11 protein-coding genes are annotated in these 13,845 nt (G+C 71.1%); 10 read left to right on the forward strand and 1 reads right to left on the reverse strand.

Annotated elements, in window-relative coordinates:
- Window positions 1-19 precede the first annotated feature (19 nt).
- The 6 genes from EZ242_RS06625 (at window position 20) to EZ242_RS06650 (ending at window position 9,855) form a co-directional block, all read left to right on the forward strand.
- Window positions 20-172 (forward strand): rubredoxin, encoded by a 153-nt coding sequence (locus EZ242_RS06625; RefSeq protein ID WP_276606534.1) that lies wholly within the window; start codon window positions 20-22, stop codon window positions 170-172.
- 63 nt (window positions 173-235) lie between these two features.
- Window positions 236-625 (forward strand): response regulator, encoded by a 390-nt coding sequence (locus tag EZ242_RS06630; RefSeq protein ID WP_240787012.1) that lies wholly within the window; start codon window positions 236-238, stop codon window positions 623-625.
- Window positions 626-629: 4 nt separating this feature from the next.
- Complete coding sequence (locus EZ242_RS06635; protein ID WP_135284363.1) at window positions 630-995, forward strand: response regulator; 366 nt, start codon at window positions 630-632, stop codon at window positions 993-995.
- Between the two features lie 19 nt (window positions 996-1,014).
- Window positions 1,015-1,542, forward strand: a complete 528-nt coding sequence (locus tag EZ242_RS06640) for a chemotaxis protein CheW (protein ID WP_135284364.1) — start codon at window positions 1,015-1,017, stop codon at window positions 1,540-1,542.
- Window positions 1,543-1,556: 14 nt separating this feature from the next.
- Window positions 1,557-3,776: a methyl-accepting chemotaxis protein gene (locus EZ242_RS06645; protein WP_135284365.1), complete on the forward strand. Its 2,220-nt coding sequence runs from the start codon at window positions 1,557-1,559 to the stop codon at window positions 3,774-3,776.
- Between the two features lie 25 nt (window positions 3,777-3,801).
- Window positions 3,802-9,855, forward strand: a complete 6,054-nt coding sequence (locus EZ242_RS06650) for a hybrid sensor histidine kinase/response regulator (RefSeq protein WP_135284366.1) — start codon at window positions 3,802-3,804, stop codon at window positions 9,853-9,855.
- On the opposite strand, the gene EZ242_RS06655 is transcribed toward EZ242_RS06650, so the two are convergent.
- Window positions 9,819-11,330, reverse strand: coding sequence for a cryptochrome/photolyase family protein (locus tag EZ242_RS06655; RefSeq protein WP_135284367.1), 1,512 nt, complete (start codon window positions 11,328-11,330; stop codon window positions 9,819-9,821). The genes EZ242_RS06650 and EZ242_RS06655 overlap by 37 nt on opposite strands.
- A gap of 31 nt (window positions 11,331-11,361) precedes the next feature.
- Between EZ242_RS06655 and EZ242_RS06660 the strand changes: the two genes are divergently transcribed.
- Genes EZ242_RS06660 through EZ242_RS06675 form a run of 4 tightly spaced genes read left to right on the forward strand, consistent with a single transcriptional unit; the run spans window position 11,362 to window position 13,843 of the window.
- Window positions 11,362-11,961, forward strand: a complete 600-nt coding sequence (locus EZ242_RS06660; RefSeq protein WP_135284368.1) for a YqgE/AlgH family protein — start codon at window positions 11,362-11,364, stop codon at window positions 11,959-11,961.
- Entirely contained in the window at window positions 11,958-12,371 is a 414-nt protein-coding gene (ruvX, locus tag EZ242_RS06665; RefSeq protein WP_135284369.1) for a Holliday junction resolvase RuvX, read from the forward strand. The genes EZ242_RS06660 and ruvX overlap by 4 nt, the downstream gene beginning before the upstream one ends.
- Window positions 12,368-12,877: a bifunctional pyr operon transcriptional regulator/uracil phosphoribosyltransferase PyrR gene (gene pyrR, locus EZ242_RS06670; protein ID WP_135284370.1), complete on the forward strand. Its 510-nt coding sequence runs from the start codon at window positions 12,368-12,370 to the stop codon at window positions 12,875-12,877. Before ruvX ends, pyrR begins: the two co-directional genes overlap by 4 nt.
- Before the next feature lie 3 nt (window positions 12,878-12,880).
- The gene (locus EZ242_RS06675) at window positions 12,881-13,843 is read left to right on the forward strand and encodes an aspartate carbamoyltransferase catalytic subunit (protein WP_135284371.1); all 963 of its coding nucleotides are present in this window, start codon (window positions 12,881-12,883) and stop codon (window positions 13,841-13,843) included.
- Window positions 13,844-13,845 lie beyond the last annotated feature (2 nt).

Below are 13,845 nucleotides of genomic sequence, written 5' to 3' on the forward strand. Positions count from 1 at the left end.
GACTGAAGCAAAGACCTGGATGTGTCTGATCTGCGGATGGATCTATGACGAAGCCGCCGGCGCACCCGATCACGGCATCGCCCCCGGCACCGCCTGGGCCGACGTTCCGATGAACTGGACCTGCCCCGAGTGCGGCGCCCGCAAGGAAGATTTCGAGATGGTTCAGATTTGATCGGAGCGGCGCCGCGCACGGTGGATGCGCCCGATCCGACGAGTGAGCGAGGAGAGGGACCCAGTGAGCACGAACGCAGCCCTGAAGGTGCTGGTGATCGATGACAGCAACACGATACGCCGCAGCGCCGAGATTTTCCTGAAGCAGGGTGGCCACGAGGTCATGCTGGCCGAAGACGGCTTCGATGCCCTCTCCAAGGTCAACGACTACCAGCCGCACCTGATCTTCTGCGACATCCTCATGCCCAGGCTGGACGGCTACCAGACCTGCGCCATCATCAAGCGCAACGCGCGCTTTTCCTCGGTGCCCGTGGTCATGCTCTCGTCCAAGGACGGCGTCTTCGACAAGGCGCGCGGCCGCATGGTGGGCTCGCAGGACTACCTCACCAAGCCCTTCACCAAAGACCAGCTGCTGCAGACCGTGCGGCAGTTCGGCGCCGCCCTGCCGGAGTGACCTGATGCCCATCACCAAAGTGCTCGTCGTCGACGACTCCAAGACCGAGCTCATGTTCCTCACCGACCTGCTGCACAAGAACGGCTATGCGGTGCGCACCGCGGAAAACGCCGACGACGCCTTCCGCCGCCTGGAGGAAGAGCGCCCCGACCTGATCCTCATGGACGTGGTCATGCCCGGCCAGAACGGCTTCCAGCTCACGCGCTCGATCACGCGCGATCCTCGCTACGAGGGCCTGCCCATCATCATCTGCACCAGCAAGAGCCAGGAGACCGACCGCGTCTGGGGCATGCGGCAGGGCGCACGCGACTACATCACCAAGCCCGTCGAGCCGCGCGAGCTGCTCGCCAAGATCCGCGCGATCGGCTGATCGCGCGCATCGTCACGCCATGGCCAATCGCGAAGCCCTCCGCGAGCTGCAGACCCGCCTGGCGGAGCGCCTGCAGGCCGCGCGGCAACAGGGCGTGCAGGCCTCGTGGCTGGCCGTCGAGATCGCCGGCGGCAAGTACCTGTTTCCGCTCGCGCAGTCCGGCGAGATCTTCTCGCTGCCGCCGCTGCAGCCCGTGCCCTACACCAAGCCCTGGTTCCTCGGCGTGGCCAACCTGCGCGGCGGGCTCTGGGGCGTGGTGGACCTGGCCGCCTTCATGGACGCGGGCAGCACCCGCCAGCGCGCCGACGGCCGCACGCAGCCGCAGCTGGTCACGCTCAACGCGGTGCTGGAGGTCAACTGCGCCGTCCTCATCGAGCGCCTCGGCGGACTGCGCAGCCTCGAAGCCTTCGCCGCCTCCGAGCCGGCGCCTGCCACCGCGCCGAGCTGGTTCGGCAGCAGCTACATCGATTTCCATGGCACCCGCTGGCAGGAGATCAACCTGCAGGCCATGTCCCAGCAACCTCAGTTCCTGAGCATCAGCGCGTAGAGAGCGAGCCCCCCATGCCTGTCCTCGATTCCGTCAAGAACCTCCTCGCGCGCCGACCCGCCGACGCGGCGCGGGCCGGCAGCCCCGATACCGCCACGCTGGTCGAACCGACCGTGCCTGCCCAGGCCTGGCGCAAGGCCCGCGAAGCGGCGGCCGAGGGGCCGCCCAGCGAGCAGATCGCGCTGCCGATCCTCGGGCGGCGCAGCGTGGAGGTCCACCAGCGCGTGCTCTTCGTGCTGCTGGGCGTCTCGCTGCTGGTGCTGGGCGGCGTGGGCGCCTGGACCATCGGCCAGGCCGACCGGGTCGCACAGCAGGTCGCTGGCGTGGGCCAGGCACTCATGCAGTCGCAGCGGCTCGCCAAGTCGGCCTCGCAGGCACTGGGCGGCGTCGCCCAGGCGTTCGAGGACGTGAAGGACAGCTCCAACGAGCTCTCCCGGATGGTGAACGGCCTGCAGTCCGGCGACGAGGACCTGCGCATCAAGCCGGTCCTGGGGGCCAGCGGCGAGCTGGAAGCCATCACGCCGCTGGCCGAGCGGGCCGACCGCAACGCCAGCATCGTGCTGACCCAGAAGGACACGCTCACGCGCGTGATGACGGCCCTGCGCACCGTTGCGCAGCAATCGGACGACCTGCTGGAGCGGGCCGAGACCGTGCAGTCGCTCAAGCTGCAGGCCGGTGCGGCGGCCCCCGAGATTTCCGCGGCCGCCCAGCTGGTCATGCTCACGCAGCGCATCGGCAAGTCGGCCAACGAATTCCTCACGCTCGAAGGCGTGAGTGCGCAGGCCGTGTTCCAGCTGAACAAGGACCTGGCCTCGTTCAGCCAGGTCGGCCAGGGCCTGCTGGACGGAAGCCCCGAGCTGCGCCTGCCGGGCACCCGCGACCCGCAGACGCGCGAGCAGCTGCAGGAGCTGCTGAAGCTGTTCGCCGCCACCCGTACCGAGGCCAATGCCATGCTGGGCAACCTGCAGGGCCTGGTGGCCGCACGCGAGGCGCAGCTGGGCATCTTCGCGGACAGCGAGCCGCTGCGCCGCTCGCTGGAAGCGCTGCAGGCCCGGCTCTCGGACCGCACGGGCCTGGGCTTGGGCGTCGTGGCCGTCCTGTCGCTCGCGGCACTGGCGGGCATCGCCTGCGCGGTGTCGCTGGTCTTCGTGCAGCTGCAGGACAGCCGCCGCCGCCAGTCCCTGGCGGAGGCGCAGCGCCAGGAGGCCGAACGCCAGCAGCAGGAGTCCAAGCGCGTCAACGATGCCAACCAGGCGGCCATTCTTCGGCTGATGAACGAGCTGCAGACCGTGGCCGAGGGCGACCTCACGCAGGAAGCCACCGTGACCGAGGACATCACCGGCGCCATCGCCGACTCGGTCAACTACACGGTGGAAGAACTGCGCCAGCTGGTGGGCAGCGTGCAGACCACGGCCGCCCGCGTGGCGCAGACCACGGCGCTGGTGGAGAGCACCTCCACCGAGCTGCTGGCGGCCTCGACCGAGCAGCTGCGCGAGATCCGCGAGACCGGCCAGTCCGTGCTCGACATGGCCGGCCGCATCAACCAGGTGTCCGGGCAGGCCCAGCAGTCGGCGCAGGTCGCGCGCCAGTCGCTGCAAGCGGCCGACTCGGGCCTGAAGGCGGTGCAGAACGCCATCGGCGGCATGAACGCGATCCGCGACCAGATCCAGGAAACCTCCAAGCGCATCAAGCGCCTGGGCGAGTCCTCGCAGGAGATCGGCGAGATCACCGAGCTGATCTCCGACATCACCGAGCAGACCAACGTGCTGGCGCTCAACGCGGCCATCCAGGCCGCCTCGGCGGGCGAGGCCGGCCGCGGCTTCTCGGTGGTGGCCGAGGAGGTGCAGCGACTGGCCGAACGCTCGGCCGACGCCACGCGCCAGATCGCGGCGCTGGTCAAGGCCATCCAGACCGACACCCAGGACGCGGTGGCCGCCATGGAGCGCTCCACCCAGGGCGTGGTCGAGGGCGCCAAGCTCTCCGACAACGCCGGTGCGGCGCTCTCGCAGATCGACCAGGTCTCGCGCCAGCTCGCCGAACTCATCGAGCAGATCTCCGCCTCCGCCTCGCGCGAAGCCGAGTCGGCCAACGTGGTGGCCGGCAACATCCAGCACATCTTCGCGGTGACCGAGCAGACCGGCGAGGGCACGCGCTCCACCGCCAACCAGGTGCGCGAGCTCTCGCGCATGGCCGACGAGCTGCGCAAGTCGGTGGCGCGTTTCAAGATCACCTGAACCACGAGGGCCGCCGCACATCGCCATGCAAGTCCACGCTCTCGAACACGACCCGCAGTTGGGGGACCTGGGGCCGCTGGCCTGGGTGCTCGGCGAACTGCGCAAGTCCCTGGAAGCCTCGTCCTCCGCCTGCCGGCGCTTCCTGCGCGAAGCCGCGCAGGCGCGCGAGACAGGCGGCGAGCCGGCCGACATCGCCCAGCTGCGCGTCGCGCGCCAGCACCTGCACCAGGCCCTGGGCGCGCTGGACATGGTGGGCCTGCACGGGCCGGCGCAGCTGCTGCGGGGCATGGAGACGGCCATGCAGGCGCTCACGGCCAGGCCGCAGGCCTGCGACGAAGCGGCCGTCGGCAAGATCGAGCGGGCCGGCCACGCGCTGCTCGAGTACCTGGAGCAGCTCCTCGCGGGCAAGCAGCCCGCGTCGGTGGCGCTCTTTCCCCAGTACCGGGACGTGCTGGCCCTGGGCGGCGCCGAGCGCGTCCACCCGGCCGACCTCTGGTCCTTCGACTGGCGCTGGCGCGAACCCCGCAGCCCCGTGGACGTCCCGGCGCTGGCCTGCGGGCCGGCGGTGCGCGCGCGCCTCGATGCCTGCGTGCTGCGCATCGTCAAGTCCGGCGACGCGGCCGCCGCGGCCGAACTGCGGCGCCTGGCGCTCGGCCTGTCCTTCGGCGGCGGCGGCCCGCAGGCGACCACCTTCTGGCGGCTGTGCGCGGGTTTCTTCGAGGCGATCGCCCTGGGGCTGCTGAAGGTCGACGTGTACGTCAAGCGGGCCGCCTCGCGCGTGCTCGTTCAGTACGCGCAGCTCGCCAAGGGCGAGCCTTCGGTCTCCGACCGGCTGGCGCAGGACCTCCTGTTCTTCTGCAGCCATGCGGGCGTGTCCGCACCGGGGGCAGCGCCACTGCTGCACGCCGTGCGCCAGGCCTGGAGCCTGCGGCCCGCGACGCCGGTGGACTACGAGCTGGAGCACTTCGGCCGCTTCGACCCGGCCCTGCTGGCCCAGGCGCGCCGCCGCATCGGCTCGGCCAAGGAGCTCTGGTCCCACCTGAGCGGGGGCGACGAGTCGCAGCTTCGCAGCTGCCCGGGCGCCTTCCGCCAGCTCGCGGACGCCTTGGTGCGCCTGCATCCGGCGACCCAGTCCCTGGCCGATGCACTGCGCACGGTGGGTGACGGCGTCGCACAGGCCGCCGCCCTCCCGCGCCCCGAGCTGGCGCTGGAAGTGGCGACCTCGCTGCTGTACCTGGAAGCGGCCTTCGAGGACCTGGAGAACGACGAACAGCGCATCGAAACGCGCGCCCGGGCGCTCGCGCTGCGCCTGGAGCAGTCGTTCGCCGACGGGCGCGCGGCGCCCCTGGAAGACTGGATGGCGGACCTGTACCGCCGGGTCAGCGACCGCCAGACCATGGGCAGCGTCGTCGGCGAGCTGCGCCAGACCCTGTCCGAGCTGGAAAAGGACCTGGACGCCTACTTCCGCAATCCGCAGGACAAGCCGCTGCTCCAATCGGCGCCGCCCCGGCTGTCGCAGATGCGGGGCGTGCTCTCGGTGCTCGGCCTGGACCAGGCGGCCCAGGCCGTGCTGCGCATGCGTGCGAGCGTCGAGGGCCTCATCGCCGCCGACGCGGACCAGGACGCCGACGCGCTGGCGGCACGCTTCGAGGTGCTGGGCAGCAACCTCGGTGCGCTGGGTTTCCTGATCGACATGCTCAACTACCAGCCCGCGCTGGCCAGGAGCTTGTTCGTCTATGACGCCGCGCGTGGTGAGCTGCTTCCGCTGACCGGGCGGCTCCCCGGCGCGGCGCAGGGCGCCGAAGCGGTCGAGACGGTCGAGACGGTCGAGACGGTCGAGACGGTCGAAGCGGTCGAGACGGTCGAAGCGGTCGAAGCGGTCGAAGTGGTCGAAGTGGTCGAAGCGGTCGAAGCGGTCGAAGCGGATGCGGATCCGCATCCGGATGCGCCCGCACCGTCTGGGCCGGCCGCCGCGAACGAAAGCGCCGTGGAGGTCCTTTCGCCGACCGCCACCGCCACTGCCGACGAGCCGGAGTTTGCTGGCGCGCAGGTCCCCCTGCCGGTCCTGCCCGAGCTCCCCGGAATCGAGTCGAGCGAGCCGCAGGCCGCCGCTTCGGCGCCCCCGGCTGCCGAACCCCTGCCAGCTGCGCAGGCCACGGCCGACGAGGCGGACGCACCGCCCGATGCCGACCTCGCGGCGCCTTCGGGCCTCGTCGAACTTCAAGCACCGGCTGCATCGCGGGAGCCCTTGCCCTGGCCGGTCGCCGAGCAAGCGGTTCCGCAGGACGACGCGCAAGACGAACTGCTCGCCATCTTCATCGAGGAGGCGCGCGAGGTCGTGCAGGCCGGCCGCGCCGCCTGTGCGGTCCTGGCCGTCACGCCGTCCGAGCTGTCCGAACTCACCGTGCTGCGGCGCGCTTTCCACACGCTCAAGGGCAGCTCGCGCATGGTGGGCCTGGAAGCCTACGGCGAGGCCGCCTGGAGCCTGGAGCAGGTGTTCAACGACTGGCTGGCCGAACAGCGGCCGGCGAGCGATGCGCTGCTGGCCCTGGCCGGAACCTCGCTGGAGGCCTTCGGCCGCTGGACCGAAGACCTCGCACGCGCCGAGCCCCCACGCTGGCAGGCCGACGCCTTCCGTCGTGCGGCGCAGGCTTTCCAGGCCGGCGACGCCTTGCCGCCCCTGGACCGGAGCCTTGATGCAGCGCCGTTGCAGCAAGCCGCCGAGGTCGCCGAGGACGCGCCGGGGCGCACCGAAGCCGCACCCGCCGAAGCCGCACCCGCCGAAGCCGCACTTGCCGAGATGCCGCAGGCCGAGGCGCCGCTGCCCGAGCTGTCCGGCCTGGAAGTGAGCGAGATCGGTGGACTCGACGACGCGGACTTCGCCGCCTTCGAATCGGCGCAGGCCGAGCACCTTGCTGCGCCGGCCGTTCCCGAGCCCTTGCTCGACACCTTTGCGGCGTTCGAGGACGCCGTGGCGGAGCACCTGCCCGCCGAGCCCGCCGCACTGCCCGATGGCACGCTCCTCGACCAGCACGACGATACGCTCGATGCCTTCGCGCCGAGCGACGCGGACCCGCTGTCCGCGGCCCTCCCCGCCGAGGCCGAGCCCGCCGAGGTCGAGCCCGCGGCGGAGACAGAAGCCGAACTCGAACCCGAGCCCGCGGCGGCAGAAGCCCAAATCGAACCCGACCTCGAGCCCGAGCCCGAGGAAGACACCTGCGCCGACGAGCCGGTCAAGGTGATCGGCGAGCTGCGCATCGGCATTCCCCTCTACAACGTCTATCTCAACGAGGCCGACGAGTGGTCGCGCCGCCTGCAGGTCGAGTTGTCGGAGTGGGCGCTGGAGATCAACGCGCCGCTGCCGTCGTCGGCCGTCGCGCTGGCGCATTCGCTGGCCGGCAGTTCGGCCACCGTGGGCTTCCATGCGCTCTCGCGCATCGCGCGGCTCCTGGAAGATGCGCTGGCAGGCGTCCAGGCGCATCACGGGGGAACGCCTGCGCACGCCGCCGTCTTCAATGCCGCAGCCGAGGAGATCCGGCGCCTGCTGCACCAGTTCGCTGCCGGCTTTCTGAAGGAGGCCAGCCCGCGGCTGCTGGAGGCGCTGACCGCGCTGGAGTCGCTGCCCGCGCCGCTCGACTCGCAACCCGCGCCGCTCGATTCGCAGCCGGCGCCGCTCGCGGCCGAGCCGCAGGCGCATGCGGAGGCACCGCGCGGCACCGCCAGCCTGGACGACCAGCGCGAGGGCATCGACCTGGCCGATGCCGTCGATGCCGACCTCTTTCCCATCTTCGAGGAGGAAGCCGCGGAGCTGCTGCCCCAGCTGGGCGGCGTGCTGCGCCAGTGGAACGCGCGGCCCGAGAACCGCAGTGCGCGCGACGCGGTGCTGCGCTGCCTGCACACGCTCAAGGGCAGCGCGCGGCTGGCCGGCGCCTTGCGCCTGGGTGAGATGGCGCACCGGCTGGAGTCCCTGGTCGAACAGATCGGCCCCGATGCGGTGACGGAGGCGGACCTGGAGCCGCTGCTGCAGCGCTTCGACGCGCTGCAGTCCGCCTTCGACGCCTTGCGCATGGCGCAGGCCGAGCCGGCGGCCACGGCCGAGCCGGCGGCCGAAGCGCCGAAGGAGACCGAAGCGCCGGCCATCCCGTCCGCGCAGGCGCGGGCGCTGCTGGCCGCCCCGGTGGGCACGTCCGTCGCATCGCAGCGCGCCGCGGCGTCGCAGGCCGTGCGCGTGCGCTCGCAGCTGCTGGACCGCCTGATGAACCAGGCCGGCGAGGTGATGATCACCCGGGCCCGCCTGGAAGACGAACTGCGCCAGCTGCGCGGTTCGCTGAACGACCTCACGGGCAACCTCGACCGCCTGCGCACGCAGCTGCGCGACATCGAGCTGCAGGCCGAAACGCAGATGCAGTCGCGGCTCGCGCAGGCCAAGGACTCGGCCGGCTTCGATCCGCTGGAGTTCGACCGCTTCACTCGCGTGCAGGAGCTCACGCGCATGATGGCCGAGTCGGTCAACGACGTGGCCACCGTGCAGCGCAACCTGCAGCGGACGGTGGACGCCACCGAAGACGACCTGGCCGCCCAGGCTCGCCAGACGCGGGAGTTGCAGCGCGACCTGCTGCGCACGCGCATGGTGGAGTTCGAAGCCATCTCCGACCGCCTCTACCGCGTCGTGCGTCAGGCCAGCAAGGACACGGGACGACCGGTCCGCCTGGACATCGAGGGCGGCGCCATCGAGGTGGACCGGGGCGTGCTGGACCGCATGACGCCGGCCTTCGAGCACCTGCTGCGCAACTGCGTGGCGCACGGCATCGAGGATCCGCAGCAGCGCATGGCGGCCGGCAAGGACGCGACGGGCCAGATCCGCATCACGCTCGCCCACGAAGGCAACGACGTGTCGGTGGAGTTCTCCGATGACGGCGCGGGCCTGGACCTGGCCCGCATTCGGGCGCGCGCGATCGCACAGGGCCTCCTGCCCGAAGGCGCCGAGCTGAGCGATGCGGACGCGGCCAGCCTCATCTTCACCGCCGGCTTCACCACCGCCGGCCAGGTCACCGAACTGAGCGGCCGCGGCATCGGCATGGACGTGGTGCGCGCCGAGGTGAACGCCCTGGGCGGGCGCATCGAGACGCACAGCGAACCGGGGCGCGGCACGCGCTTTCGCCTGGTGCTGCCGCTCACCACGGCCGTCACGCAGATCGTCATGATCCGAAGCGGCGACCTCACCATCGGCGTGCCGGCCAACGTGGTGGAGATCGTGCGCCGCGCCTCGGTGCGCGAGCTGCAGCAGGCCTACAACAGCGGCCGCTACGAGCACGACGGCGAGGCGCTGCCCTTCTTCTGGTCGGGCGCGCTGCTGCAGTCCTCGCGCCGCAGCACGGAGCCGCAGGGCCGCACGCTGCCGGTGGTCGTGTTCCGCAGCGCCTCCCAGCGCATCGCCCTGCACGTGGACGAGGTGCTGGGCAGCCGCGAGATCGTGGTCAAGAACCTGGGCCCGCAGCTGTCGCGCCTGCCGGGGCTGGCCGGCATGTCGGTGCTGCCCTCGGGTGCCGTGGTGCTGGTCTACAACCCGGTGGCCCTGGCCACGGTGTATGGCGACATGGCCCGTGCGCTCAGTGCCGATGCGGCGCAGCCGGAGATGCTGGGCGCGGCGGGCGCAGCCGGTGCCTCGGCCGCGGCTTCCAGCACGCCGGACGTGCCGCTGGTGCTCGTGGTGGACGACTCCATCACCGTGCGCCGCGTCACCCAGCGCCTGCTGCAGCGCGAGGGCTGGCGCGTGGCGCTGGCCGCCGACGGCCTGCAGGCCCTGGAGCGCCTGGCCGAAGAAACGCCGGCGCTGGTGCTCTCGGACATCGAGATGCCGCGCATGGACGGCTTCGACCTGGTGCGCAACCTGCGCAGCGATGCGCGCTGGGCGCAGCTGCCGGTGGTGATGATCACCTCCCGAATCGCCGAGAAGCACCGCGAGCATGCGCGGCAGCTCGGCGTGAACCACTACCTGGGCAAGCCCTACTCGGAAGAGGAACTGCTGGGCCTGGTGCGGCGCTACGCGGAACGGGCGCGTTCCTTGACCGCGCCGTAACGGCGCAGCGTCTCTTCGCGCGCCCCGGCGTGGTCCACCACGGGTCGCGGGTAGTCGGTCCCCAAGGCCAGTCCGGCCGCTTCCAGCTCCAGCGGCGCGGCCTGCCAGGGCGCATGCAGCGCCTTGCCCTGCAGGCCCACGAGATGCGGCAGGTACTGCAGGATGAAGCGGCCCTGCGGGTCGAAGCGCTCGCTCTGCGTTACCGGGTTGAAGATGCGGAACCACGGCTGCGCGTCGCAGCCGGTGGACGCGGCCCACTGCCAGCCGCCATTGTTGGCCGCGAGGTCGTAGTCATTGAGCTGCCGCGCGAAGTAGCGCTCGCCCCAGCGCCAGTCGATGCCCAGGTCCTTGGACAGGAAGCTCGCGGTGACCATGCGCAGGCGGTTGTGCATATAGCCCGTCTCCTTGAGCTGGTGCATGGCGGCGTCCACCAGGGGGTAGCCGGTGCGGCCCTCGCACCAGGCGGCAAAGAGCGCCTCGGCCCGCGCGCCGTCCTCGAAGACGATGGCGTCGTACTCGGGGCGGAAGCTGTGGCCGTTGCCCTGCACGTCGGCCACATGCGGGAAGTTGGCGAGGATCTGGAAGTAGAAGTCGCGCCAGATCAGCTCGTCCAGCCAGGTGGCTGCGCCGGCGCTGCCGCCGCGCTCGCGCTCCAGGGCCAGGCGCGCCAGCTCGCGGATGGAGACGGTGCCGAAGCGCAGGTGCACGCTCAGGTAGCTGGGTCCGCGCTGCGCAGGAAAGTCGCGCGCGTCCTGGTAGCGATCGATGCGGGCGAGGAAGTCCTTCAGCAGCGCCTGCCCGCCCTCGATGCCTGCCGGCAGGGGCAGGTCCGCCAGGTTCGTGCGCTCGAAGCCGAGCTCCGCCAGGGTGGGGATCGGCTGGCGGTGCGCGGGGGGACGCTCGGCCAGGGCCTGGGCGCGCGGCCGCGTGCGGTGCGGCGCCAGGTCCGCCGCGTCGAGCTTGGCTCGCCAGGCGCGGCGGTAGGGGCTGTAGACCGAATAGGGCTTGCCGGTTTGCGTGAGCAGTTCGCCGCGCTCGAACACGGTGTGGTCCTTCGCCGTGTGCAGGGCGATGCCCTGCGCGGCCAGGCGCCGGCGCACGGCGGCGTCGCGCTGCAGCGCCGCCGGCTCGTCGTCGTGGTTGGCGAACACGGCCTGCACGCCCAGTTGCGCGGCCAGGCGCGGCACCGCTTCTTCCGCCAGGTCGTGCAGCACGACGAGGCCCGCGGCGGGTGAGCCCGCCATCTCGCGCAAGGCCTCGTCCAGCGGCACCAGCGACTCGCGGATGAACTCCACGCGGCGGTCCCGCCGGGGCAGGGTGCCCAGGATGGCGCGGTCGAAGACGAAGACGGCATGCACCTGCCGGCAGGCAGCCAGGCACTGGGCGAAGGCCGCGTTGTCCTCGGGGCGCAGGTCCCGGCGGAACCACATCAGGCCGGCGTCGTAATTCTTGTCGTCGGCGGGCGTCGGGCTCATGGGTCGGGTGCGCTCTCGTAAAATCGCGATCATGCCCGCCGGTGCCGACCCCATCAATCTGACGCATCATTTCCTGATCGCGATGCCCGGCATGGAAGACGAGCGCTTCGCCCGCAGCGTGGTGTACCTGTGCGAGCACAGTGCGCGCGGCGCCCTGGGGATCGTCATCAACAAGCCCAGCGACATCAGCCTCAGGCACCTGTTCGAGAAGGTGGAGTTGCCGCTGGGCCGCGAGGATCTGATGGCCGAGCCGGTGTTCCAGGGCGGCCCCATCGCCACCGAGCGCGGCTTCGTGCTGCACGAGCCGGTGTTCGCGAACGACAAGCCCAGCGACGAAAGCGTCTACGCCTCCACCATGACCATTCCCGGTGGCTTGGAGATGACCACCTCCAAGGACGTGCTCGAAGCCATGGCCACCGGCGCCGGCCCGCGCAAGGTGCTGGTCTCGCTGGGCTACTCGCAGTGGGGCGAGGGTCAGCTCGAATCGGAGCTGGCCGAGAACAGCTGGCTCACGGTGGGCGCCGACGCGGCCGTCATCTTCGACACGCCGGTCGAGCAGCGCTACGACAAGGCGCTGCTGCTGCTGGGCCTGCAAAGCTGGATGCTCTCGCCGGACGCGGGCCACGCATGAGCCCGGACCCCGGCGACGTTCCCGCGCACTTCCAGACCTTTCTCGCTTTCGACTTCGGCCTGCGCCGCACCGGCGTGGCCAGCGGCAACCGCCTGCTGCGAAGCGCCACGCCCCAGCGCACGATCCGGGCCGAGGGCGCCGCGCGCCTGGCCGAAGTGCAGGCTCGCGTGCGCGAGTGGCAGCCCGACGCGCTGGTCGTGGGCGTGCCCTTCCACCCCGACGGCGCAAGCCACGAAAATACCGCCCGCGCGCGCAAGTTCGCCCGCCAGCTGCGGGCGCACCTGGGCCTGCCGGTGTACGAAGTCGATGAGCGCTACAGCACGACCGAAGCGCGGGCCAGCGGGGCGGCCGATGCCGACGCCGGCGCCGCCTGCGTGATCCTGGAACAGTTCCTGAGGAGTATCGAATGAGTGAACCCGGTGCCTTGCTGCTCGACGCGGAGGCCCTGTACGGCGAGTTGCTGCGTGGCGTGCGTGGGCTGCTCGGCGCCGACACCCGCCTGGTGGGCATCACCTCCGGTGGCGCCTGGCTGGCCGAGCGGCTGCAGCAGGACCTGCAGCGGCCCGGCAAGGCCGGCGTGATCTCCTCGGCCATGCACCGCGACGACTTCGCGCGGCGCGGCATGTCCGGTGCGGGGCAGCAGACCCAGCTGCCCTTCGATGTCAACAATGCCGACATCGTGCTGCTCGACGACGTGCTCTACACCGGCCGCACCCTGCGCGCCGTGCTCAACGAACTCTTCGACTATGGCCGCCCCGCCAGCGTGAAGCTCGCGGTGCTGGTGGACCGCGGCGGACGCGAGCTTCCGGTGCAGGCGGACCTGGCCGCGGCGCGGGTGACGCTTCCGGCGGCGCAGTCGCTCGCGCTGGCGCGCGACGCGCAGGGCCGCTTCAGCTTCGCGGTGGAAGGCGCCTGACGCATGCTCTCCAAGCGAAATCCGCAGCTGAACAAGCACGGCGAACTGATCCACCTGCTGTCCACCGAGGGCCTGCCGCGCGAGATCATCACGCAGATCCTCGACACCGCCGCCACCTTCGTGAGCGTAAGCGACCGCGAGGTCAAGAAGGTGCCGCTGCTTCGCGGCAAGAGCGTCTTCAACCTGTTCTTCGAGAACAGCACCCGCACGCGCACCACCTTCGAGATCGCGGCCACGCGGCTGTCGGCCGACGTCATCAACCTGGACATCGCGCGCTCCTCGGCCGCCAAGGGCGAGTCGCTGCTGGACACCATCGCCAACCTCTCAGCCATGGCGGCGGACCTGTTCGTGGTCCGCCACAGCGAGTCGGGCGCGCCCTACCTCATCGCGCAGCACGTGGCGCCGCACGTGCACGTCATCAACGCCGGCGACGGGCGGCATGCGCACCCCACGCAGGGGCTGCTGGACATGTACACCATCCGCCACTACAAGGGCGACTTCTCCAGGCTCACGGTGGCCATCGTGGGCGACGTGCTGCACTCGCGCGTGGCCCGCTCGGACATCCACGCGCTCACCACCCTCGGCTGCGCCGAAGTGCGCGTGGTCGGCCCGCGCACCCTGGTGCCCGCCGACATGGCGCCCATGGGCGTGCGCGTCTTCCACAGCCTGGAGGAGGGCATCCGCGGCTGCGACGTGGTCATCATGCTGCGCCTGCAGAACGAGCGCATGAGCGGCGCGCTGTTGCCGTCCTCGCAGGAGTTCTTCAAGAGCTTCGGCCTCACGCCCGAGAAGCTGAAGCTCGCCAAGCCCGACGCCATCGTCATGCACCCCGGCCCCATCAACCGCGGGGTCGAGATCGATTCGGCCGTGGTCGATGGCAAGCAGAGCGTGATCCTGCCGCAGGTCACCTTCGGCATCGCGGTGCGCATGGCCGTCATGAGCATCGTCGCGGGCAACGAATCGTGAGC

It is taken from the genome of Ramlibacter rhizophilus (assembly GCF_004681965.1).
GTDB classification, from domain to species: domain Bacteria; phylum Pseudomonadota; class Gammaproteobacteria; order Burkholderiales; family Burkholderiaceae_C; genus Ramlibacter; species Ramlibacter rhizophilus.